24 protein-coding genes and 2 pseudogenes are annotated in these 22,516 nt (G+C 68.7%); 17 read left to right on the top strand and 9 right to left on the bottom strand.

What is annotated here, in order from left to right:
• From VFF46_RS06675 to VFF46_RS06665, 3 genes and pseudogenes are all read right to left on the bottom strand, one after another.
• A pseudogene (locus VFF46_RS06675) lies at nucleotides 1-324 on the bottom strand (carbohydrate ABC transporter substrate-binding protein); the annotation flags it as partial.
• 16 nt (nucleotides 325-340) lie between these two features.
• Nucleotides 341-1,048 (bottom strand): FadR/GntR family transcriptional regulator, encoded by a 708-nt coding sequence (locus VFF46_RS06670; protein ID WP_325036138.1) that lies wholly within the window; start codon nucleotides 1,046-1,048, stop codon nucleotides 341-343.
• On the bottom strand, nucleotides 1,045-2,151 hold the full coding sequence (locus tag VFF46_RS06665; RefSeq protein WP_325036136.1) for a DUF4185 domain-containing protein: 1,107 nt from the start codon (nucleotides 2,149-2,151) through the stop codon (nucleotides 1,045-1,047). Before VFF46_RS06665 ends, VFF46_RS06670 begins: the two co-directional genes overlap by 4 nt.
• A 103-nt stretch (nucleotides 2,152-2,254) precedes the next feature.
• Here VFF46_RS06665 and VFF46_RS06660 point away from each other — a divergent pair, with 103 nt between their 5' ends.
• Nucleotides 2,255-2,641, top strand: a complete 387-nt coding sequence (locus VFF46_RS06660) for a phage holin family protein (RefSeq protein WP_325036135.1) — start codon at nucleotides 2,255-2,257, stop codon at nucleotides 2,639-2,641.
• Nucleotides 2,641-3,063: a low molecular weight protein-tyrosine-phosphatase gene (locus VFF46_RS06655; RefSeq protein WP_325036134.1), complete on the top strand. Its 423-nt coding sequence runs from the start codon at nucleotides 2,641-2,643 to the stop codon at nucleotides 3,061-3,063. The genes VFF46_RS06660 and VFF46_RS06655 overlap by 1 nt, the downstream gene beginning before the upstream one ends.
• Here the strand turns inward: VFF46_RS06655 and VFF46_RS06650 are convergent.
• Nucleotides 3,054-4,253, bottom strand: coding sequence for a pyrophosphate--fructose-6-phosphate 1-phosphotransferase (locus tag VFF46_RS06650; RefSeq protein ID WP_325036133.1), 1,200 nt, complete (start codon nucleotides 4,251-4,253; stop codon nucleotides 3,054-3,056). The genes VFF46_RS06655 and VFF46_RS06650 overlap by 10 nt on opposite strands.
• Before the next feature lie 79 nt (nucleotides 4,254-4,332).
• On the bottom strand, nucleotides 4,333-4,776 hold the full coding sequence (locus VFF46_RS06645) for an Lrp/AsnC family transcriptional regulator (RefSeq protein WP_325036132.1): 444 nt from the start codon (nucleotides 4,774-4,776) through the stop codon (nucleotides 4,333-4,335).
• An 86-nt stretch (nucleotides 4,777-4,862) separates the two neighbouring features.
• On the opposite strand from VFF46_RS06645, the gene VFF46_RS06640 reads away from it, so the two are divergent.
• From VFF46_RS06640 to VFF46_RS06610, 7 genes are all read left to right on the top strand, one after another.
• Nucleotides 4,863-5,759 (top strand): DMT family transporter, encoded by an 897-nt coding sequence (locus VFF46_RS06640; RefSeq protein WP_325036131.1) that lies wholly within the window; start codon nucleotides 4,863-4,865, stop codon nucleotides 5,757-5,759.
• On the top strand, nucleotides 5,756-6,730 hold the full coding sequence (locus tag VFF46_RS06635) for an LLM class F420-dependent oxidoreductase (protein WP_325036130.1): 975 nt from the start codon (nucleotides 5,756-5,758) through the stop codon (nucleotides 6,728-6,730). The genes VFF46_RS06640 and VFF46_RS06635 overlap by 4 nt, the downstream gene beginning before the upstream one ends.
• A gap of 269 nt (nucleotides 6,731-6,999) precedes the next feature.
• On the top strand, nucleotides 7,000-7,692 hold the full coding sequence (locus tag VFF46_RS06630) for a response regulator transcription factor (protein ID WP_325036129.1): 693 nt from the start codon (nucleotides 7,000-7,002) through the stop codon (nucleotides 7,690-7,692).
• Nucleotides 7,689-9,290, top strand: a complete 1,602-nt coding sequence (locus VFF46_RS06625) for a HAMP domain-containing sensor histidine kinase (RefSeq protein ID WP_325036128.1) — start codon at nucleotides 7,689-7,691, stop codon at nucleotides 9,288-9,290. The genes VFF46_RS06630 and VFF46_RS06625 overlap by 4 nt, the downstream gene beginning before the upstream one ends.
• Nucleotides 9,291-9,391: 101 nt before the next feature.
• Entirely contained in the window at nucleotides 9,392-10,792 is a 1,401-nt protein-coding gene (locus tag VFF46_RS06620) for a S1C family serine protease (RefSeq protein WP_325036127.1), read from the top strand.
• A gap of 74 nt (nucleotides 10,793-10,866) precedes the next feature.
• A complete protein-coding gene (locus VFF46_RS06615) occupies nucleotides 10,867-11,373 on the top strand; it encodes a DinB family protein (protein ID WP_325036126.1) in 507 nt (168 codons plus the stop codon).
• 4 nt (nucleotides 11,374-11,377) lie between these two features.
• The gene (locus VFF46_RS06610; protein ID WP_325036125.1) at nucleotides 11,378-12,070 is read left to right on the top strand and encodes a pirin family protein; all 693 of its coding nucleotides are present in this window, start codon (nucleotides 11,378-11,380) and stop codon (nucleotides 12,068-12,070) included.
• On the opposite strand, the gene VFF46_RS06605 is transcribed toward VFF46_RS06610, so the two are convergent.
• Nucleotides 12,067-12,396: an L-rhamnose mutarotase gene (locus VFF46_RS06605; protein WP_209696551.1), complete on the bottom strand. Its 330-nt coding sequence runs from the start codon at nucleotides 12,394-12,396 to the stop codon at nucleotides 12,067-12,069. The two genes, VFF46_RS06610 and VFF46_RS06605, sit on opposite strands and share 4 nt — an antisense overlap.
• Nucleotides 12,397-12,617: 221 nt before the next feature.
• On the opposite strand from VFF46_RS06605, the gene VFF46_RS06600 reads away from it, so the two are divergent.
• Nucleotides 12,618-14,519, top strand: a complete 1,902-nt coding sequence (locus VFF46_RS06600; RefSeq protein WP_325036124.1) for a penicillin-binding transpeptidase domain-containing protein — start codon at nucleotides 12,618-12,620, stop codon at nucleotides 14,517-14,519.
• On the opposite strand, the gene VFF46_RS06595 is transcribed toward VFF46_RS06600, so the two are convergent.
• Nucleotides 14,520-14,930 carry a PaaI family thioesterase gene (locus VFF46_RS06595; RefSeq protein WP_325036123.1) on the bottom strand — a complete coding sequence of 137 codons (411 nt, stop codon included), beginning with the start codon at nucleotides 14,928-14,930 and terminating at the stop codon, nucleotides 14,520-14,522.
• A gap of 103 nt (nucleotides 14,931-15,033) precedes the next feature.
• Between VFF46_RS06595 and VFF46_RS06590 the strand changes: the two genes are divergently transcribed.
• The gene (locus VFF46_RS06590) at nucleotides 15,034-15,429 is read left to right on the top strand and encodes a GNAT family N-acetyltransferase (RefSeq protein ID WP_325036122.1); all 396 of its coding nucleotides are present in this window, start codon (nucleotides 15,034-15,036) and stop codon (nucleotides 15,427-15,429) included.
• Here VFF46_RS06590 and VFF46_RS06585 read toward each other — a convergent pair.
• Complete coding sequence (locus tag VFF46_RS06585; protein WP_325036121.1) at nucleotides 15,426-16,253, bottom strand: alpha/beta hydrolase; 828 nt, start codon at nucleotides 16,251-16,253, stop codon at nucleotides 15,426-15,428. The genes VFF46_RS06590 and VFF46_RS06585 overlap by 4 nt on opposite strands.
• 169 nt (nucleotides 16,254-16,422) lie before the next feature.
• On the opposite strand from VFF46_RS06585, the gene VFF46_RS06580 reads away from it, so the two are divergent.
• The 6 genes from VFF46_RS06580 to VFF46_RS06555 all read left to right on the top strand — a co-directional run bounded on the left by VFF46_RS06580 (nucleotide 16,423) and on the right by VFF46_RS06555 (nucleotide 22,207).
• A complete protein-coding gene (locus VFF46_RS06580; protein ID WP_325036120.1) occupies nucleotides 16,423-17,109 on the top strand; it encodes an NAD(P)H-binding protein in 687 nt (228 codons plus the stop codon).
• 188 nt (nucleotides 17,110-17,297) lie between these two features.
• Nucleotides 17,298-18,311 (top strand): ABC transporter ATP-binding protein, encoded by a 1,014-nt coding sequence (locus tag VFF46_RS06575; protein ID WP_325036119.1) that lies wholly within the window; start codon nucleotides 17,298-17,300, stop codon nucleotides 18,309-18,311.
• A complete protein-coding gene (locus VFF46_RS06570) occupies nucleotides 18,308-19,120 on the top strand; it encodes an ABC transporter permease (RefSeq protein ID WP_325036118.1) in 813 nt (270 codons plus the stop codon). The genes VFF46_RS06575 and VFF46_RS06570 overlap by 4 nt, the downstream gene beginning before the upstream one ends.
• Complete coding sequence (locus VFF46_RS06565) at nucleotides 19,117-19,911, top strand: ABC transporter permease (RefSeq protein WP_325036117.1); 795 nt, start codon at nucleotides 19,117-19,119, stop codon at nucleotides 19,909-19,911. The genes VFF46_RS06570 and VFF46_RS06565 overlap by 4 nt, the downstream gene beginning before the upstream one ends.
• Before the next feature lie 18 nt (nucleotides 19,912-19,929).
• The gene (locus VFF46_RS06560) at nucleotides 19,930-20,973 is read left to right on the top strand and encodes a DNA polymerase IV (RefSeq protein ID WP_325036116.1); all 1,044 of its coding nucleotides are present in this window, start codon (nucleotides 19,930-19,932) and stop codon (nucleotides 20,971-20,973) included.
• A 43-nt stretch (nucleotides 20,974-21,016) separates the two neighbouring features.
• On the top strand, nucleotides 21,017-22,207 hold the full coding sequence (locus VFF46_RS06555; protein ID WP_325036115.1) for a Fic family protein: 1,191 nt from the start codon (nucleotides 21,017-21,019) through the stop codon (nucleotides 22,205-22,207).
• A gap of 9 nt (nucleotides 22,208-22,216) precedes the next feature.
• Here VFF46_RS06555 and VFF46_RS06550 read toward each other — a convergent pair.
• Nucleotides 22,217-22,516: pseudogene (locus VFF46_RS06550) on the bottom strand (aminoglycoside phosphotransferase family protein); the annotation flags it as partial.

The raw sequence follows: 22,516 nt of genomic DNA, 5'->3' as shown, positions 1-22,516 counted from the left end.
CAGATCCTGAAGCTCCTTGCCGGTGTGCCAGGTGAACAGGTCGGCCTTCTCCTTGGTCCGGAACGAGGACCGGATGAACGCCGTGTACGTGTTCGAGTCGGAGTACCCGACCGGCTCCATGCCGACGCCGATGTCCTTCTTGCTGGCCGCGCCGACCTGTGTGAACGCGTCCTTCCAGCCGCCCTTGTCGTTGTAGAACTTCAGCGAGTCGACCGGCGTGTCCTCGCTTGCCTTACCGGGTTTGGCCCCGCCGCCACAGGCCGACAGCGCGAGCGCGCCGGCGATCACCAGCGCCGCCAGCGCCTTGCGGTTGTTGCGTTGCATGTTGCGTCCTTCCAGCTCAGGGATGCTGAAGTCGTTCGTTGATGACGGCCAGGACGCCGTCCAGGTGCTCGCGGGTGAGCAGTTCGGCCAGGTCGGGATCGCCGGACCGGATCGCGTCGTAGATCGCGCGGTGCTCGTCCAGGTCGGCCTCGCGGTCGCCGTGGATGTGCAGGATCTCCAGCTGTTCGCGGGCGTTCACAACCGTGACGGACTCGACCACTTCGGCCAGCGTCGCGTTGCCGGACGCCAGCGCCAGTGAGCGGTGGAAGTCCATGTTGACCTCGGCCAGCCGCGTGTGGTCTCCGGAGGCGATCAGCTCCGCCGCAGCGTCCAGGTCCTTGCCCATCTGCTCGAGCGGCTCCTCAGCGCGGGTCTTCGCGGCCAGCGCGGCCACAGGCGGCTCGATCAGGGCCCGTGCCTGTAGCAGCTCCACCAGCCGGGCCGGGCTCGGTTCCAGCGCCAGCGGGTTCGCCAGGACCAGCCGGCCGACGTTCGGGCCGACGTACACACCGGAGCCGTGCCGGAGCTCCACAGCTCCGGTCGCCTCCAGCCGGCGCAGTGCCTCGCGGACAGTCGGTACGGCGACCTTGAACCGCTCCGCCAGCGACCGCACCGCCTCGAACTGGTCGCCGGGCGCCAGCTTCCGCTCCGCGATCAGGGTCAGCATGGACGTCGCCAGATCGTCCAGAAGACTGCGCCGTACGACGCCACCGGACGCGCTCACTGGGCCGCCGCCAGCGTGACCGAGAGGAAGCGGGGCCGGTAGATGCTCACGTCGCCGTACAGCTCGTCACTGACCAGGCTGTTGACGTTGTAGCTCACCAGCAGCGACGTACCGCGCCGGAGGTCCGGGTGCTCGTGTGAGTTGTAGGTGATGATGTTTCCGCCGGTTTCCGGGGTCTGGTACAGCTCCACAGGCTTGACCCACGGACCGGTCGGTGAGCAGGAGAAGTACCCGAGGACGCTCTTGCTGAAGAGCTCCTTGGTGTTGTGCGTCACCAGCAGGTATCCGTCACCCCAACGGGTCACGCTGTGCTCGTTGGCCACGCCTTCCATCACCCGGGCGGAGGCCGTCTCGTCCGCAGACCAGCCCGACCCGGTCCAGTACTCCCACGACTTCGCGGTCAGGTCGTCGCCCCGCACCCGGGCGACGTGCTGGTACTTCGCGGCGCCCAGGTCCTCGACGCCGTACACGTACGTGTAGCCCTGGTCGCGGAGCAGCCAGCCGGACCACTGCACGTTCGCAGCGGACGGGAGCGGGGTCAGGGACTTCAGCTTGAAGGTCTTGCTGTCGAAGCGCGCCAGGTAGTTGCTGGCCCACCGCCAGTCCCACTGACCCGTACCGGTCTTCTCGAACCGCAGGGCGACCACGTCGAGGTCCTGGCCGGCGTGACTCGTCTGCGCGGCGCCGAACCAGTACCAGCCGTTGGACGGCGGCGGAACCAGCGCCGTGGGGTTCGCCGCCGTACCGCCGGTGACCGTCTTGAGGTCGGTGCCGTGCTGGATCACGAACGAGTTGTTGATGAACGGCGCCGTGGTCGGGCGGCTGCCGTCCGCGTTCACCGGGCCGAGGAACGTGTCGGAGAAGATCCACGCCGTACGACCTCCGGACAGCGCCACGGAGTACGTGCTGTCCGCACCCGTCCAGCCCTTGCCGGTGTTGCTGTACGCGTTCAGCAGGCCCTCGGGCGCGGCGTGCGGGGTCGTCCGGGCGGTCCAGTTCGTCTGCACGGCGCTGCAGCTCGCCGGGGCCGCCGAGGCGGCGGGGACAGCGAGGCTCGCTGCCGTCAGGGACAACGCGACAACCGCTACCAGGGGCCGTTTCATGAAAATGATCAGATCACTTGGTCATTTTCGATGTCAAGACCCAGGGTTCGACCAGGGTGTGTACGGAGCGTGGTGCTACCGCCTGAGTGGGAGGATCGAGGGTATGAAGAACTTGATCATCAGGTTGCTGGCGAACGCCGTCGCACTCGCGGTGGCAGCCTGGCTCGTCGGTGGGATCACGCTGCAGGGCGCTACCACCAGCAAGCGGGTGCTCACGCTGCTGATCGTCGCCGCGATCTTCGGGGTCGTGAACGCGATCGTGAAGCCGGTGGTGAAGATACTGTCCTTCCCGCTGCTGATCCTCACGCTCGGCCTGCTGACCTTCGTGATCAACGCGGCGATGCTGCTGCTGACGTCCTGGATCACCGGCAAGCTGGACGTCCAGTTCCATGTGGCCGGCTTCTGGTCCGCGCTCTGGGGCGCGCTGATCATCAGCGTCGTCGGCATGATCATCAACGCGGTGCTGCCGGAGAAGGCCGAGCTCCACTAGTGCGGGTCGAGATCGTCTGCACCGGGAACATCTGCCGCTCGCCGATGGGCGAGGTCGTCCTGCGCGCCAAGCTCGCCGGGGCGGGTGTCGACGGCGTGGTGGTGACCAGCTCGGGTACAGGCGGCTGGCACATCGGCGACCGGATGGACCCGCGCGCGGCGGCAGCGCTGCGACGGCGCGGGTACGACGGGACCACGCACCGCGCCCAGCAGTACCAACGGTCCTGGGAGCGAGACCTGGTCCTCGCGATGGACTCAGGTCACCTGGAGACGCTGGACCGGTACGGCGTCGCGGCGCGGTTGTTCGCGCGCGACGACGTACCGGATCCGTACTACGGCGAGGACGACGACTTCGACGAGGTCCTCGCCCAACTGGAGAAGGCGGCCGACGACTGGGTCGACCGCCTGAGAGATCAGGCCTGACCGATCTCCGACTTCAGCGTGACGAACCACTCCACGCCCGGGTCGAACTCCTTGCCGCCGGCGATCCGCGGGAACTCGATCGCGCGCAGCTCGTCGCCGCGCTCCTCGTCGTGGCCGACCACGCCGGACTCACCGCGCAGCGCCGCGTCCACGGCGTAGTCGGTGCACTCCTTGATCAGCGCCAGGTCGCGGTCGTTCGCCGCTGCCGACCGGCTGAAGTAGCCGCTCTTCTGCACCATCGTCTTCTCGGCACCGATCCGCTCCGCGAACTGCTTCGCGAACCACGCGCCCGGGTTGATCGTGTCCAGCTTGACGTGCCCGAACGGGTCCCGGCCGACCTCCTCGCCGCGGGCCTCCATCTGGGCCACGATCGACGGTACGCCGGCACCCTCGGACAGGAAGATGTTCACGCAGTCCTCGGCGTCCATCACCTTCCGCAGCCGCTCCGCCTCGGCGTCCAGGTCGATCGTTGCCTCCGGCACGTACACCGCGTGCACCGACCAGCCGGCCTTGTCCAGGCCGATGCCGGGGTTCCACTCCTGCTCGTCGACCCACTGCTGGTAGGCCTGGGCCGTTGCCGCGGTCAACCAGCCGCAGTTCCGTCCCATCACCTCGTGGACGATCAGCATCCGCGGGTTCGAGCTGTGCTCGGCGATGATGTTCTTCGCGTACAGCGCGCCCTGCTCGGCAGCGGTCCAGGCACCCAGGCTCTGCCGGATCGGGACGACGTCGTTGTCGATGGTCTTCGGCAGCCCGACCACGGTCAGGTCGTAGTCGTGCTCGTGCAGGTACGCCGCGAGGTCGGCGGCGGTGGTGTTGGTGTCGTCGCCGCCGATCGTGTGCAGTACGTCGACACCGTCCGTGACCAGCCGCTCGGCAGCCACCTGGAGGGCGTTCTGCCCGTCCTGGATCAGGCCACGCTTGACCAGGTCGGCGGTGTTGGTCAGCTTCACCCGGCTGTTGCCGATCGGGCTGCCGCCGAACTTGTGCAGCAGCGCCGCCTTCTCCCGCACCTCGGGGGTGACGGTCAGGAACCGGCCGCTGAGCAGGCCGTGGTACCCGTTCAGGTAGGCGATGATCTCCACGTCGGGCGCCACCTCGGTGTAGCGCTCGATCAGTCCGCCGACGGCGGACGACAGGCAGGGCGCAAGCCCGCCGGCGGTGAGCAGGGCAACTCTGCGGACAGCCATGGTCCAGGGTCCTTCCGGGAACGTCGCTGAAATCGCCACCAGACTAGTGATGCAGACCACTCCCGAGGGTGGTTGGGGTTCACCCAGCGGACAGCGGCACGCTCCGTGGCGGCACCGGAGTGGAGACGATGAACGAGCTGGTGGTCTGGCCGTGCGGCAGGAACCTGTCGAGGACGGTCTCCAGCGAGGCGATCTCGGGGACCTGGACGCGGAGCAGGAAGCAGTCCTCGCCGGAGATGCGGTGGCACTCGACCACCTCCGGAGTGCGCTCGGCGAGCGCGACGATCTTCGGGATCTGGTTCGGCCCGGGGCGCAGCCGGACCCAGGCGGCGACGGGCCGCCCGAGCGCGGCCGGGTCGACGTCGAGCCGGTACCCGCGGATCACCCCGGTCTCCTCCAGCCGCCCGACCCGCTCCCGCACCGTCGGCGTGGACACCCCGAGCCGCCGGGCCAGCTCGGTGGTCCGCAACCTCGGATCCGCGGACAGCTCCTCCAGGATCCGGATGTTCAAGTCGTCCAGCACACCACTTCTCATTTCGGTAAGCAAAGCTGCCTCCCAGGCTCCGATCTGCCATGGAAACGCGCAGACCCCGTTCCTACGGTAGTGGGGTGCCAACCCTCGCAGAAGCCTCGCCCCGGGCAGGTCTCGCCACCGGCGCCGCTGCCGTGACCGTCGTCCTCTGGGGCTCGTCCTTCGTCGCCATCCGCCACGTCGGCACCGAGATCTCCGCCGGCGCCCTGTCGCTGGCCCGGCTGGGCCTCGGCAGCATCTTCCTCGGCGCCCTCCTCTTCACTCGCCCCCGACCGGCGGCTGTACGGCGGTGGCCCGCACACCGCGACTGGCTGCCATTGATCGCCTGCGGCGTCTTGTGGTTCGGCGTCTACAACATCGCCCTCAACGAGGCCGAGCGCCGCCTCGATGCCGGTACGGCGGCCATGCTGGTGCACATCGCCCCGCTGCTCATCGCCGTACTCGCGGGCTTGGGCCTCGGTGAAGGCTTCCCGCGGCAGCTCGTGATCGGCGGCCTGGTCGCGTTCGCGGGCATCGTCGTGATCGGTACGTCGACGTCGAACGGCCGCGCCGAGACCTGGGGCGTCGTCCTCTGCCTCGTCGCCGCGATCTCGTACGCCGTCGGCGTGGTCACCCAGAAGCCCCTGCTCAGCCGGCTGCCGGCCGCCGAGGTCACCTGGCTCGCCTGCACGATCGGAGCGGTCGTCTGCCTCCCGTTCGCACCGACGCTGGTCGACGAGCTCCACACCACGGACGCCGCGACCGTCTGGTGGGTTGTGTACCTGGCTGCGTTCCCCACCGCTCTCGGCTTCACCACGTGGGCCTTCGCGCTTCGCCGTACCAGTGCGGGACGGATGGGCGTCACCGTGTACGCCGTACCGGTTGTCGCGATCGTGCTCGGTTGGCTGCTCCTGGGCGAGACCCCGGCCGTGCCGGCCCTGGCCGGTGGGGCGCTGTGCCTGACTGGAGTCGCAATCTCCCGGAGGACCGCATGAAGTTCGGTGTGTTCGTACCGCAGGGCTGGCGGATGGATCTGGCCGAGCTGGCGGACCCGGTCGAGCAATGGGAGGCCATGACCGCCGTGGCCAGGGCGGCCGACGCGGGTCCGTGGGACTCGATCTGGTTGTTCGACCACTTCCACACCGTTCCTGAGCCCACCCGCGAGACCGTCTTCGAGCTGTGGACCACGACGGCTGCCCTGGCGCGCGACACGTCGCGAGTGAACCTAGGCCAACTGGTCGGCTGCAACGGGTACCGCAACCCGGCCCTGGTCGCCAAGATGGCCGCCACCGTTGATGTCGCGAGCCACGGGCGCATGTTCGCCGGGCTGGGCGCCGGCTGGTCGGAGCACGAGTGGAAGGCCTACGGCTACCCGTGGACGAGCCAGAAGGAACGGATGGGTTCGTTCGTCGAGGCCGTCGAGCTGCTGCACCGGCTGTGGACCGAGGACGACGTGGTGTTCGAGGGGCAGTACCACTCGGTCGACAAGCCGTTCGTCGAGCCGCGACGCAGGCCGAAACTCTGGATCGGAGGCGGCGGTGAACGCGTTACCTTGCGACTGGTTGCCCAGTACGGCGACGCCTGCAACTTCGGCACTGGACGCGTCGACGTCATCGAACGGAAGCTCGCCGTCCTCCGTCGGCACTGCGAGAAGGTCGGCCGCGACTACGACGAGATCACCAAGTCGACCAGCCTGAACGTGTTCCCGATCGAGGCGGGCGCCGATCCCGAGACCGCGACGGCCAAGGCCCGTGGGCGGTACAGCCTGGAAGAGTTCCTGGAGATCGGCTCCGGCGGGACCTCCCATGTGCTGGCGGACGTGATCACGACGAAGAAGCTCACCGAGCACGTGGAGCGGCTGGCCGAGGCCGGGATCGACTACGTGATCTCGTACATCCCCGGGGTCGCGTACGACCACGAGCCGATGCAGCGCTTCGCGGAGGACGTCGTACCGCAGTTCAGCTGAACGTAGAGGCCTGCGCCATGCCGACCGTGCCAGGCATCGCCTTGACCGACAGCGCGACTTCCAGGTCGCTGCCCCGCGCCTGGAACCCAACCGCCGCGCTCTGCCCACCTCGTGATCCAGGTCCGCTCCGCGCGGGCGTCGAGAACGCCCAGGAGTGGCAACCTAAGGTGGGCCGGAGGTGTTGTGCGAGCGATCAGCGGGTTCTCAGGCGATTCTCACAGAAGCGACTTACTCTCGGTGGCGGAACTTCGAGCGGAGCGGGGCAAGACATGCGGGTACTGGTGGTGGACGACGACCGGGCGGTCCGGGACTCGCTGCGCCGTTCGCTGGAGTTCAACGACTTCGAGGTGGTGACCGCGTCCGACGGCGCCGAGGCGCTCGCGGTGATCGGGAACGTCGAGCCGGACGTCGTGGTGATGGACGTGATGATGCCGCGGCTGGACGGGCTGGAGACCACCAAGGCGTTGCGGGCCGCCGGCAACAACGTGCCGATCCTGGTGCTGACCGCGCGGGACGCGGTCGCGGACCGGGTCGACGGGCTGGACGCGGGCGGCGACGACTACCTGACGAAGCCGTTCGCGCTGGAGGAGCTGCTCGCCCGGCTGCGCGCCCTGCTGCGCCGCAGCACCGCCCCCGGCGAGGGCGGTCAGCGCGGCGAGGTGCTGCAGTACGGCGACCTCGTGGTCGACGTCGACGCGCACGAGGTGCACCGCGGCGACGTGGCGATCCAGCTCACCCGCACCGAGTTCTCGCTGCTCGAGCTGCTGATCCGGAACCCGCGCCGCGTGCTGGAGCGGGCCGTCATCCTGGACGCCGTCTGGGGCTACGACTTCCCGACCACGGCGAACTCGCTCGAGGTCTACATCGGCTACCTGCGCCGCAAGACCGAGGTGAACGGTCTGCCGCGCCTGATCCACACCGTGCGCGGCATCGGGTACGTACTGAGAGACACCCCACCGTGAGCCAGCAACACCCCCAGGACTTCCCGTCGTACGCCGACGGTCCGCAGCAGCCTGCTCAGCAGCAACCGCCGGCTCCGCCGCAGCCTGTTGCCAACGGCAACGGCAACCGGGTGGCGGCGACCGCCGCACGCACCCAGACCTGGTGGAACGAGACCCTCCATAAACTGAGCCTGCACGCCCGCGTCACCCTGCTCGCCGCGGTCGCGGTCGGCCTGGCGGTGGCGATCGTCAGCGTGGCGGCGTACATCACCGTGCGCCAACAGATGTACCAAAACCTCGACAACAGCCTCACGCAGCGCGCAGTCCAGGCGGCTCAGAAGGGTGTCCTGACCAACCTCACGATCCTTCAGAACGTCCCCTCCGACGCTCTCGGCCTGAGCGACATCCGCGTCGGGGTACTCGGTGCGGATGGCGAGCAGTACGGCGCCGCGCACAGCCCGCTCCCGCCGATGGGCTCCGACGAACTGCAGATCGCTCGCTCCCAGGGCGACCAGGCGAGCGTGCGGACGGTGGGCGTCCGGAGCACCAGCACACATTTCCGGGTGGTCGCCGTACCTGCACGCTTCTGTCCGGTTGACACCCGCTGCGACCTCGAACCCGACTTCCTCCAGCCTGGTGCGTTGGTGGTGGCGCAGTCCTTGGGGCCCATCGACCAGACCTTGCACAACCTCGGGATCGTTCTGTGGGCGTTCGGGTTGATCGGGGTGATCGGGGCAGCGCTGGCCGGGAACGCGGTAGCGCGGTCGGGGTTGCGGCCGTTGGCGCGGTTGACCGGGGCGGCGGAGCATGTCGCGGCGACCGAGGACCTGAAGCCGATCCCGGTCACCGGTACCGACGAGATCTCCCGGCTCGCGATGGCGTTCAACGCGATGCTCGGTGCGCTCGCGCAGTCCCGCGACCGGCAGCGCCGACTCGTCGGGGACGCGGGCCACGAGTTGCGTACGCCGTTGACCAGCGTCCGTACCAACCTCGACCTGCTCGCTCAGGCGGACAAGCGCGGCGGCCTCCGCCCGGAGGACCGGCAGCAGCTGCTGGACGACGTACGCGCGCAGATGGACGAGCTGACCCAGCTGATCGGCGACCTGACCGAGCTCGCCCGCGACACTCCGCAGGTGCGGAACGCGGAGCTGATCGAGCTCTCGAACGTGGTCCAGGACGCGGTGATCAAGGTACGTCGACGCGCACCCGGACTGGAGTGGGACGTGCAGCTGACGCCGTTCCCGGTCTGGGGTGACGAGCGGTTGCTCGGCCGCGCCGTGATGAACCTGCTCGACAACGCGGCGAAGTACAGCGTCCCCGACGGCGCGGAACAGCGGAGCGACGGCGAGCCCGTCGGACACGTCACGGTCCGCCTGCTGGACGGCGTACTGACCGTCACCGACTCCGGCCCCGGCATCGCCGAGGCCGACCTGCCACACGTCTTCGACCGCTTCTATCGCTCCAGCGAAGCCCGCAGCCGCCCCGGCTCCGGCCTCGGCCTCGCCATCGTCAAGCACGCCGCAGAACAGCACGGCGGCATGATCTACGCCCGCAACGCCCCCGGAGCCGGCGCCCAGTTCACCCTCTGGCTCCCGCACGCGGCCACGCAGACCCGCTGAGAGCAGCCTCACAGGTCCTTCAGAGGATCTTCATGGAGTTCTTCGGTCACTCCGAGGGGATCTTCAGGCGGTTTTCAGGTCCGGCCGACAAAGTACGTGCCATGACCGAGAACCAGCCGCAGCAGCCGCAGCCGCAACCCGGCCAGAATGCGCAGGGACCGCAAGGACCGGAGCGGACGCAGCAGCTGCCGATGTACGGGCAGCATCAGCAGCAGCAGTACGCGCCGCAAGGCGGGCAGCCGCGGCTGGACTCGGGGCCGCAGGGGCAGCGGCAGGGCCAGTACCCCGCAGGTGGGGGCACTTACCCGCAGTTCGGGCCGGGGACGCATCAGGGGACGTCTTCGGGCCCGAACTGGCCCCTCGGACCACAGCAGGCCGTCGCCACGGCGCCGAAGCCTAAGCGCCGCCTCGGGCTGGCCGCGGTAGCGCTCACCGCGCTGATCGTCGGTACGGCGGGCGGTGTCGGCGGCGCGGCCGTGTACTCGGCCAGCAACGACCACACCACGAACACCCCGTCCGTGACCGCCCCGCTGAACGGCAACCAGGCGGCCCCCGCGTCGGCGCCCGACGGCACCGTGCAGAGCGCCGCCGCGAAGGTGCTGCCGAGCGTCGTGAAGATCGCGGTCGCGTCCAGTCAGGGCCAGGCGACCGGCTCAGGCATCGTGATCAGCAAGGACGGCCTGATCGTCACCAACAACCACGTGGTCGCGGGCGCCGGGCAGGGCGCGACGCTGACCGTCATCCTCAACGACGGCCGCACGGTACCGGCCACGGTCAAGGGCACCGACCCGCTGACCGACCTCGCGGTCATCCACGCGAACACCGGCGGCCTGACGCCGGCCACCCTCGGCCAGAGCGGGAAGCTGGCCGTCGGGCAGGGCGTGGTCGCGATCGGCTCGCCGTACGGGCTGGAGGCGACCGTGACCAGCGGCATCGTCTCGGCGCTGAACCGGCCGGTGACGTCCGGCGACTCGCAGCAGGACAGTACGACGGTCTTCCCAGCAATCCAGACGGACGCCGCGATCAATCCGGGGAACTCCGGCGGCGCCCTGATCGACCTCGCCGGCCAGGTGGTCGGTATCAACAGCGCGATCAAAACCGCGGGCGGATCGGGACAATCCGCCGGCGGGAGCATTGGCCTGGGCTTCGCAATCCCGATCGACCAGGCCAAGCCGATCATCGACGAGCTGGTGGCCAAGGGCAAGGCCACGCATGCGCGGCTCGGTGTGACGGTCGGCGACGCGCAGTCCTCCGACGGGCTCACTAATGGAGCGCGCCTCGGCGAGGTTACGTCCGGCGGTGCGGCGGACAAGGCCGGTCTGCGGTCAGGTGATGTGGTCACCGCCGTGGACGGCAAGGCGATCGCGTCAGGGGACGCGTTGGTCGCCGCGGTCCGCTCGCACCGCCCGGGCGATCAGGTGAAGCTCACCATCACCCGGAGCGGCAAGACCCAGACCATCACCGCAACCCTCGGCTCCGACAACGGGAACCCAACCGGCTGACCAAGCGTCTCACCCCATAGACCGGACTGCGCCGCCCACCGAGCGGCGCAGTCCGTTGTCGTTACTGTCCAGGCATGAACTTCTACGAGAAGCGGCCGGCAATGACAGCGGACGAGCGGCTGCAGGTGGTGGGGTGGCTCGACCTGCAGCGGGCGCTGGTACGGCGGAAGCTGGAGGGGCTCGCGGCGGCCGACGAGCATCGGGCGGTGTTCCCGACGTCACCGTTGATGACGCCGGCGGGCCTGGTCTCGCATCTGCGCTGGAACGAGCACCTCTGGCTCAACGTGATCTTCCTGGGCGAACCGGAGGAGAGCAATCCGGGATTCCGGAAGGAGCCGGAGAGCGCCGACTGGCGGGTGGACGGTGTGCCGCTGGCGCAGCTGCTGGACGAGTACGACGCGCAGTGGGCCCAGTCGAACGAGATCACCGCGGCGCACTCGCTGGACGACCTTGGCAAGGACGCGGAGTTCCGTCCGTCGCTGCGCTGGATCCTGATCCACATGGTCGAGGAGACGGCGCGGCATCTCGGGCACCTCGACACCATGCGCGAACTGCTCGACGGGCAGAAGGGGTATTACTAAGGCTGTGGACATCCAGCGGGCGGGTGGGCGGTTTCGGACGGCGAGCGAGTGGCTGGACTCGCGGCACTCGTTCTCGTTCGGGCCGCACTACGATCCGGCCAACGTCGGATTCGGGTTTCTGGTTGCGCACAACGACGAGACGGTTGCCCCGGGCACCGGGTTCGGTACGCATCCGCACCAGGACCTGGAGATCGTCACCTGGGTACTGCGGGGCGCACTGGCGCACCGGGACTCAGAGGGGAACAGCGGTGAGGTGCATCCCGGGCTCGCGCAGCGGATGAGTGCGGGGTCCGGTATCCAGCACTCGGAGTGGAACGACGGTGCCGACCCGGTGCACTACGTACAGATGTGGGTCCGCCCGGACCGGTTCGACCTGCCGCCGTCGTACGAGCAAGCGGAGCTCGACCTGTCCACCGGCGAGCTGGTCCCGGTGGCGTCGGGTCTTGCCAAGCATGCGTCATCGACCGCGATCCACATCAACCAGCCGGCCGCCGGGATGTCCGTGGCACGACTGGGCCCGGGCGGCACGATCCAGCTGCCAACGGCGCCGTACCTGCATCTCTTCGTCGCCACCGGTACGGCGACCCTCGACGACACCGCGCTCGGCACCGCGGACGCCGTACGGCTGACCGACGTCGGCGGACGACTCACCGCCGGACCGGACGGAGCCGAAGTACTGGTCTGGGAGATGTACTAGTCGCCCTGCTCGCTCATCGTCCAGACGTGCCGCAACGACTGACCGGCGACGCCTTCGGGGTTTTCCGCGAAGCCCTCGACGAACTGGCTCATGTGTTGCTGCCAGCGCTGGTCGGTGGGGTTGTCGCGGAGGTACGCGACCGCCGCCTCGTAGTCGTCGGACTCGACCAGGTGGAACAGGTCCCGGCCGCTGCGCCAGATCGACCAGTCGCTGATCCCGGCGGCGTGCATCACCGTGATCAGTTCCGGCCAGACGCGGGCGTGCTCGGTCTCGTAGGCCTCTTCGGTTCCGGGGATCAGGCGGCTGTGCAGCGCAAGGCGGGTCACAAAGGAGCAGAATACGCCGCACCGGGTAGCCGTGGAACGCGGTTCCAGATTCCGGCAGACCAATTCCCGGATCGTCTTGCCCCCGATTCAGGCCTGCTTTACGGCCAACTCCGGAGCCGGTGCGGGCGTCGTACTTGGCGAGGTTGAGTAGGTTTCCGAGGTAGCCACACGCCGAAGGCCGTGTCCCGGTGTCCATCCGTCGTCGTGCGAGAGTTGGGAACGTGAAGCGAACCACTGCGATCGTCTGCCTGAGTAGTCTGCTGATCACCGCCGGTTGTTCGGGCGGCAAGTCCGGCGGCGGCAAGTCCGGGAACGACGAGCAGAACGCGTCCGGAGCCGTCATCAAGCAGTTCGCCGACGCCTGGGTGAAGGCCTGGGCACCGAACGGGAAACCGGACGCGGCGGGCGCGCTCACCGATAACCCGACCGTGTTCGCCAAGCGTCTCGACGACACCGACAGCGCGCTGGTGGCCAACACCGTGACGGTCACCCCGCAGGACAACCCGAAGTGCTCCGACGCCAGCAACTGCACGCAGAACCTGGCCGTCGAGGCGCAGTTGCGCGGTATCGGCACGATGAAGTGGACCAGTACGGCGACCGCGGTGAAGACCGGTGACACCTGGAAGATCAAGGCTTCGGGCGACACCATCTACCCGGGCCTCGGCGACAACAACTACCTGAAGCGGGTCCGGGCGCTCCCGGCCCGCGCGTCGATCCTGGACCGCAACGGCGTCGCGCTGACCGCGAACCGGCAGGTCGTGATCGTCGGCGTCGCGTCCGGCACCAAGGCGACGGCGGCCACCTACGCGGCGTTCACGAAGTACCTGCAGGTCGACGGCGCCAAGCTCGCGGCGCGGGCGAAGGCGGCGCCGGCCGGGCAGTTCGTGGACGCGATCACGATCCGGGCCGAGGAGTGGGACGCGCTGCGGCCGAAGATGCAGGCGCTGCCCGGCGTACTGACCATGGGCGGCACCCAGTCGCTGCCGCCGACCTCGACGTTCGCGAAGTCGATCATCGGCACGATGAGGACCGCGACCGCGGACACGCTGAAGAACGCCGGCCCGACGGCGTCGGCGCAGGACCAGCTCGGGGCCACCGGCCTGCAGTACGCGTTCCAGCAGCAGCTCGCCGGTACGCCGGGCGGTACGGTCACGTTGCGGGACGGGAAGACCAAGCTCACGATCAAGACGGTCTTCACGCAGAAGGGCACCGCCGGTACGCCGGTGAAGACGACCCTCGACACGAATATGCAGAAGTCCGCCGAGGCCGCGCTCGCGACCAGCAAGCTGCCGGCCTCGCTGGTCGCGGTGCAGGCGTCGACCGGGCAGATCCTCGCCGCGGCGAACGGCCCGCAGCCGACGAACTACAACCGCGCGTTCCAGGGCCGGTACGCGCCGGGTTCGACCTTCAAGATCGTCACCTCCGCGGCGCTGCTCGGTGCCGGTGAGACCACGACGACGCCGCTTCCGTGCACGCCGACGATCAACGTGTTCGGCAAGACCTTCAAGAACTACGACGGTCTCACCGCGTACGGCGCGGGCACGATGCAGAAGGCGTTCAACGAGTCCTGCAACACCGCGTTCATCTCGCAGCACGCGAAGCTGCCGAAGGACGCGATGACGAAGGCCGCCGCGATGTTCGGCATCGGCCGCGAACTGGGCCTGTCGATCGGCGCGTACGGCGGCCAGGTGCCGGCGCCGAAGGACGACGTCGAGGAGGCCGCGTCGATGATCGGCCAGGGCACCGTCACGGCCAGCCCGCTGGCGATCTCGCTGGTGGCCGCGACGGTCGACCACGGTACGGCGATGAAGCCGGTGCTGGTGCCGGGCAAGGACGCGGCCGGGGCGGCTGCCTCACCGCTGCCCGCGGCGACGGTGGCGGCGCTGCGGACGTTCATGCGGACGACGGTCACCGGCGGTACGGCGAGCGTCCTCGCCGGGAGCGGCACGGTCGCGGCGAAGACCGGTACCGCCGAGGTCGTGGTGGGCGGCAAGGTCACCACGAACGCGTGGATGGCCGGCTACCGCGGCGACGTCGCGTTCGCGGTGATCGTCGAGGGCGGCGCGTCCGGTTCGCACACCGCCGGGCCGATCCTGAAGACCTTCCTGGCCAGCTTCAAGTAGTCACCGGCGGACGGCGATCACCGTGCCCTGGGCCAGCGCGCACAGGGTCTCGGTGCCGCCGTCGACGGTGCGCACCTCACAGGTGCAGGTCGCTTGTCGGCTGGTTGCGTGCACGACCGTGGCGACGGCCCGCAGTACGTCGCCTTGCGCCGGCCGCAGGTAGTTGATGGTGAATCCACCCGTCAGCACATTCGGGCCCAGCGCCGCACCACCCGCGAAGGTGAGCGCGTTGTCGGCCGCGTAACTCAGCACGCCGCCGTGCAGAAACCCGTTCTGCTGCTGGAGATCCTCCCGAATGTCGAGCTCCAACGTGGCCCCACCGTCCCCGAACGCAGTCACCCGCGCCCCCACCAACACACTGAACGGCTGCGCGGCCAGCAGCTTCTGAGCCACCTCCAACGTCAACTCCATGCCGCTCAGACTAGGCGAGGCTTATCGTCGGGGCGTGACTACACCGAGAGTGGAACTTCGCCCGATTTCCGCTGCCGAGTATCCGGGGTGGAAGGAACAGGCCATGAGCACGTTCGCGACCGCGATCGGGACGGAGCGGGGGCTGTCCGCGGAGGAGGCGCTGGCCGTTTCGCGGCAGGAGACCGACAAGCTGCTGCCGGACGGCCCGGACACCGAGCAGCAGCTGATCTGGACCGCGTTCGCGGACGACGTACCGGTCGGCAGTCTGTGGATCAGCACCCGCTCGCGGACGCCGTTCGTGTACGGCGTCGAGGTGTCGCCCGCGCACCGCGGCAAGGGCTACGGCCGCGCGATCATGCTCGCCGCTGAGCAGGAGTGCCGCCGCTGCGGGCACACCGCCCTCGACCTGAACGTCTTCGGTGACAACCACACCGCGATCGCGTTGTACGACTCGCTTGGTTACGTCGTTACTTCGCAGCAGATGCGCAAGGCCCTCTAGGCGAACCGCCTGATCAGGTCGGCGAACCGGGTCGGCTGGTCGAGCGGGATCAGCGTGTAGCTGTCCTCGACCAGCTCGAAGTCGGCCTGTGGCAGCAGGTCCGCGAGCCGCCGGCCGTGGTCGCGCGGCATCACCCGGTCGTCGGCCGCCCAGACCACCAGCGCCGGACGGTCGAAGCGCGCGAGGTCCGGCGCCGCCTTCTCGAGGATCTGGCGATCTGCGAACACCGCCCGCAGCATGCGTACTGTCTGCGCGCGGATCTCGGACTGCTCGAGCACCGGCCGGATCCAGCGGGCGGTCGCGGCGTCGCCACGCTTCGTCAACGTACCGAAGGCAAACGGCGATCGGCGGACCGCCCGCACTCGGAGCTGCTGCATGAACGCGCCGAACAGCGCGGGCGGCAGCCTGCCGGACAGCGCGAGCGTCCGACCGGTCAGCCCGGGCGGCAGGTTGTCGAAGGCCTCGCACGACGCGAGCACGGCACGGGCGACCCGCTTCGCCTCCTCGCGAAGGACCAGCTGAACGACGGCTCCCCCGGTGTCATTCCCGACGAGTACGACGTCCTGCAGGTCGAGCCGGTCGAGCAGCTCCCCGACCAGTGCGGCGATGCCCGGGAGCGACAGGTCGGCACCCGCGTTCAGCGGTTTCCGGTGCGCGCCGAACGGCAGCGTGGGCGCGATGCAGCGATGGTCCGCGGACAGGTCGGCGATCACGTCGTCCCACAGCGACGCGTCCATCAGGAGTCCGTGCAGCAGTACGACGACCGGGCCGGTGCCGCTGTCGACGTACTGCAGGGGTCCGGCGGAGAGCTCGAGCTCGTTCATTCGTCTCCTTCTGGTTAGTATGGGAATCATAATATATGGGACTCGTATTTAGGGGTTGGCGATGATTCTGGTGACTGGTGGGACGGGGACGGTTGGGCGGCCGTTGGTTTCGGGGCTGGCCGGGCGTGGGGCGGCGGTTCGGGTGGTTGGGCGGGTTGTGGTGGATCGGATGCGGGACGCCTTGGAGGGTGTCGACGTCCTGTTCGTGCACCCGCGGGCGGTCGGCGAGCGGGCCGGGGAGCTGGTGAAGCTGGCGGCTGAGTACGGCGTGCGGCGGGTGGTGGTGATGTCGGCGATCAACGTCGACGACGATCCGGCGTTGCAGCCGTCGCGGTGGAACGGTGATCGGAACCGCGAGGTCGAGGCGGCGGTGGTCGCGGGTGAGCTGCCGTGGGTCGCGGTACGGCCGGCGTCGTTCGCCGCGAACGTGGTCGGGCTGTTCGGGGCGCAGGTCCGGTCCGGCGACGTCGTCCGGGCGCCGTACGCCGGGTTCGCCGAGGCGTTGATCGACGAGGCCGACGTGTCCGCCGTACTGGCCGAGGTACTGCTCGACGATCGCTGGGACGGGCAGCGGCTCGCGATCACCGGGCCGGAGGCGCTGAGCCAGCGGCAGCTGGTGGAGGGCATCGGCACGGTCCTCGGTCTGCCGCTGCGGTTCGAGGAGGTCCCGGCAGAGGCCGCCGTACGGGGAATGGTCGCCAACGGCCTGCCCGAAGCGTTCGCGCACGCGCTGATGGACCGGTACGCGCACGGCCTGGCCGCGGCGCCGACGGACACCGTCGAGCAGGTACTCGGCCGCCCGGCGCGGACGTTCGCCCAGTGGGTCGCCGAGCACCGGGACGCCTTCCAGCGCTGAAAACCTGCTGGACGACGCTTTCCGGGTCGGATTACCGTGTCAGGTGGCAGCCGCACGTCGGAAGGACCCACAGGGAGCGATGTCGACCACCCGTCGCGGATTGATCGGCGAGGTGCGTGGCCTGCGCTCTGCGCGTTTGCGCGTTGACGCTGCCCGGTCCCGACATTCTCTCGAAAGCGGTGCATTCCGTGACGCCTGTTATCGCTGCACATGATCTGACCAAGACCTACACGTTTCACCAGCAGCGGGCCGGGCTCGGCGGTGCGTTGAAGAGCCTGGTACGGCGTAAGTACGAGACCCGGCTCGCCGTCGACAAGATCTCGTTCACGATCGGCAGCGGTGAGGTCGTCGGACTGCTCGGCCCGAACGGTGCCGGCAAGACGACCACGCTGAAGATGCTGTCCGGTCTGCTCTACACGACCTCCGGCGACCTCGACGTACTCGGCCACACGCCGTCCGATCGCAAACCCGACTACCTGCGCCGGATCGCGCTGGTGATGGGCCAGAAGACCATGCTGTGGTGGGACGTCCCGGCGATGGAGAGCCTGCTGCTGCACAAGGACATATACGGCCTGTCCACCGCGCAGTTCGACCGCAACGTCGCCGAGCTCGCCGAACTGCTCGAGGTCGAGCACCTGCTGAACGTGCAGGTCCGGAAGACCTCCCTCGGTGAGCGGATGAAGCTCGAGCTGATGGCCGCCCTCGTCCACGGACCGGAGATCCTGTTCCTGGACGAGCCGACGATCGGGCTGGACGTGGTCGCGAAGGCCCGCGTCCGTTCGTTCCTGGCCGAGGTCAACCGGCTCCGCGGCACCACGATCCTGATCACCAGCCACGACATGGACGACATCGAGGCGCTCTGCTCGCGGGTGATGATCATCGACCACGGACAGCTGCAGTTCGACGGTGGGCTGGACGATCTGGTCCGTACGGCGCGCCCGCGCAAGCTGGTGCGGGCGACGTACGCGTCGCCGGTCGACGCCTCCCGGCTGGTTGTGCTCGGGGGGCTGGACGGGGTGACCGGGGTTGAGACCTCCGGGCCGACGGTGAAGCTCGAGGCCGAACGCGAGCGCGCCGGTGCGGTGATGGAGCAGCTGACCCGGCTCGGCCCGCTCGTCGACCTCGATGTCGCGGACGCCGACATCGAGGACATCATGCGCGACCTGTTCCTGCACCGCAGCACGCTCGGCGACGCGTCATGAGCACGATCACGCGAAACCTTCGCGTCGTCCGGCGGATGACGGCGGCGGAGATCGCGCAGCAGTCCGTGTACCGGGCGGCCTGGGTGATCTTCATGCTCGCGAACATCTGCGTGCCGATCATCTCGCTGCTGATCTGGCGCACAGCGCTCGCGAGCGGGGCGCAGCTTCCGGTCGACGAGCGGTACGTGACGACGTACTTCGTGCTGCTCGGCTTCGTGACGATGGCGACCTCGTCGTGGATGGCGGGATTCCTCGCGCAGGACATCCGGCTCGGGAAGCTGTCCAGCTGGATGATCCGGCCGGCGTCGCTGCTGGTCGGGTTCGTCGCGAACAACCTGTCGGAGAAGTTCCTCAAGCTGATCGCGCTGGTCCCGATGATCGGCATCGTGTGGTGGATCTTCCGGGACTCGATGAACCTCCCGGCCGCCCCGGGGCGCTGGGCGCTGTTCGTGGTCAGCATCCTGCTCGGGGCGGTGCTGGTGTTCACGATCGACATCCTGATCGCGTCGCTGGCGTTCTGGATGGACGACGTGAGCGCTCTGGTGCAGGCCCGGGTGATCATCTCGGGCGTGCTGTCCGGTGCCGTCGTACCGCTGGCGCTGATGCCGTCCTGGTCGCGCGCGTTCGTCGACCACCAGCCGTTCCGGTACACGGTGTCGTTCCCGGTCGAGATCGTCGCCGGTCACCTGACCGGGCGGGAGTTGCTCAGCGGGTTCGGCTTCCAGCTCGGGTACGTCGTCGTGCTCGCCGTGCTCGCCCGGGCCGTGTGGGCGGCCGGGATCCGCGCGTACTCGGCGGTGGGCGCATGAGGATCTGGCTGCACCTGAAGCTGTGGCGGCGGTTCTTCCTGCAGGCCCTCGTCCGGGAGACGCATTACCGGGCGCACTTCCTGACCACGTTGCTCGTCGGACTCGTGCAGCTCGGGCTGGGAGTCGTACCGACGCTGCTGCTGTTCGGGTTCACCTCCGAGGTGCACGGGTGGTCGCGGGCGGAGGTGATCGCGCTGGTCGGTGTGTTCCAGATCGTCACCGGGCTGATCGCCACGTTCGTCGCGCCGAACCTGAACCGGATGACGACGTACCTCACCGAAGGCGAGCTGGACGGGGTCCTGCTGCGGCCGGTGTCGAGCCAGTTCTACCTGACGTTCCGGTGGATCAACGTCGCGGAGCTGACGAACGTTGCCAGCGGCATCGTCGTACTGGTGATCGGGCTGGTGCAGACCGGGATCAGCTTCGGGCCGAGGCAGGTCGTGCAGGCCTTCGTACTGATGTGCTGCGGGCTGGTGCTGCTGACGAGCGTGTGGTCGGCGTTGTCGTTCCTGGCGTTCTGGCTGCAGTCGGTGAACTCGATCGGGATCGTGTTCCTGAGCCTGGTGGAGGCCGGCCGGTACCCGTTGGTGTTCTTCCCGGTCGCCGTACGGACGTTCCTGACGTTCGCGTTCCCGGTGGCGTTCGCGACGACGTTCCCGGTACGGGCGTTGGCGGGCGACCTCGGGTGGTCACCGGTGGCGCTCGGAGTCGGGCTGTCCGTCCTGGCGGTGCTGCTGGTACGGGTGGTGTGGCGGCGCGGCGTACTGACGTACTCCAGTGCGTCCAGCTGATGTGGTTACCTGTGAGGTATGAGCTGGTGGGTCCTGCACGTGGACATGGATCAGTTCATCGCGGCCGTCGAGATCCGGCGCCGGCCTGAACTTCGCGGGCTGCCTGTCGTGGTCGGTGGATCGGGCGATCCGGCCCTGCCACGACAGGTGGTCGCCACCGCGTCGTACGAGGCGCGCGCGTTCGGCGTACATTCCGGGATGCCGGTGCGGGCGGCGTACAAGAAGTGTCCCGACGCGGTGTTCCTGCCGTCGGATCCGGCCGCGTACGACGCGGCGTCGGCCGAGGTGATGGACACGCTGCGGACGTTCCCGGTGGTCGTCGAGGTGTGGGGCTGGGACGAGTGCTTCGTCGGGGCGGAGACCGACGACCCGGAGACGCTCGCCGCGGAGCTGCGGGCCGCGGTACTGGAACGGACCGGGCTGACCTGCTGCGTCGGCATCGGCGACAACAAGACCCGCGCCAAACTCGCCACGAATTTCGCGAAACGCTCCGGGGAAGGCACCGGGATCTACCGGCTGACCGCCGCGAACTGGCGCTCGGTGATGGACCACCGCTCGGTCCGCGACCTCTGGGGCATCGGTGCCCGGATGGAGCACAACCTCAACGAACTCGGCCTGCTGACGGTCGCCGACCTGGCCGCGGCCGACGTCGACGTACTGAAGAAGCGCTTCGGCCCCAAGATGGGCACCTGGTACGCCGCCCTCGGCCGCGGTCTCGGCGACACCCAACTCACCGACGTCCCCCGCGAACCGGTCTCCCGCAGTCACGAGGAGACGTTCCCCACCGACCTCGCCGACCGCGAATCCGTCGAACGCGAACTCCACCGCATCGCCACCGAAGTCACCCAGGAGGTCGTCGCCGAAGGCCGCACCATCCAACGCGTCTGGGTCAAGCTCCGCTTCGTCAACTTCTACACCCCGATCAAGAGCCGCAAACTCCCCTCCCCCACCCAGGACGCCGAAGTAATCGCCACCACCGCCCTGACCCTCCTGCAAAAGTTCGACCTCCACCGCCCCATCCGCCTCCTCGGCGTCCGCGTCGAATTCGTCCCACCAGCTTGAGTTCTGTATAACTTTACTTGAACAAAGTTATACAGTGGACGGTGTGAACCAACTATCCGTCGGCTGGGAGCGTTGCGCGTGGGACGCGGTCGGTCAGCCGATGTCTCGGCGCGAGCGAGCGGAGGCACGGGGTTCGTACCTCGCATCGATTCCGCCGGACATCGCCGGCCTGCAGTTCGACATCCCGTCCGACGTTGCCGCCGCGGCCGAGGACGCACTGATCGAGATCTCCCGCTTCGACGCCGAACTGGCCGCCTCACTCCCCGCGGCCGACGGCGAACTCGCGCCGCTCGCTGTCGTCCTGCTACGCACCGAGTCGGCGTCGTCATCGCAGATCGAAGGAGTCACAGCAGGGGCCAAGGCGCTGGCGATCGCGACCCTGAACGAATCCGCCGGCCAGAACGCTCGCCTGGTCGCAGCCAACGTCGAAGCCATGCAGAAGGCGATCGGTCTCGCCGACGATCTCAGCGTCGGCTCGATCCTCGCCGCACACCGCGCCCTCATGCACGATCAGTCCTACGCTCGCCCGGGCATGGTCCGGGACGGGCAGGTATGGATCGGCGGTGGGCCGACTCCGCACACCGCGACGTTCGTTCCACCACGGCACGAGCGTGTCCCGGCGCTGCTCGAGGACCTCGTCGCGTTCTGCCGACGTACCGACATCCCTGTCCTCACACAACTCTCGATCGCGCACGCCCAGTTCGAGACGATCCATCCGTTCAACGACGGCAACGGCCGCACCGGCCGCACACTGGTCCACGCGATGCTCCGACGATCCGGCGTGACCAGGCGGCTGACGGTCCCGGTCTCCGCGGGCCTGCTCACCGACACCGATGCGTACTTCGCGGCGCTCGGCTCGTACCGCGACGGCGATCCGACACCGATCATCACGCAGTTCAGCCGCGCATCGTTTGCTGCCGTCGGCAACGGCCGAAGGCTGGTCAGCGACCTCACCGGGATCTACGCCTCGTGGCAGGACACCGTCCCGTCACGCAAGGGTTCAGCTGCCCGGCGCCTCCTGCCGCTCCTGCTCAGCCAGCCGGCGGTCACGGTCGCGTACGTCCGGCAGCACCTCGCAGTGTCGCAACCGGCTGCCCAGCGCGCCATTGATCAGCTCGTCGATGTACAGGTTCTGAAGCAGATCTCCACCGGCCGACGCGACCGCGCGTGGATCGCCCGCGATGTCATCACCGCGCTCGACGACTTCGCTGCCCGCACCGGCCGCCGGACCTGAGCCGACCGCTCAGGCGAGGGCGGCGAGGGCCTTTGCCATGGAGGCGTAGGTTTCGTGGACTGGGGCGGGTTTGGTTAGGCGGTGGCGTTCCAGGCGGATGGTGGCTAGGTGGCGGGTTTCGTAGAGGTGGGCTCGGTGGGTTGCTGTTGGTGAGGTGTCCAGGGGGCCGTAGGACTCCCAGAACGCCTCGCGTTCGTCGGGTTTGGCTTGGGCCATGCGGATTGTCCAGTCGGCTGCGGGGTCGCCGAATTCGGTGCGGTCGAAGTCGAGTACGCCGGAGATCAGCGGCTCGGGGGCTTCGGCGTCGAG

Origin of the sequence: Kribbella sp. (assembly GCF_035655035.1) — a bacterium.
Taxonomy (GTDB): Bacteria; Actinomycetota; Actinomycetes; order Propionibacteriales; family Kribbellaceae; genus Kribbella.
This window is presented reverse-complemented; position numbering and strand designations above follow the sequence as displayed.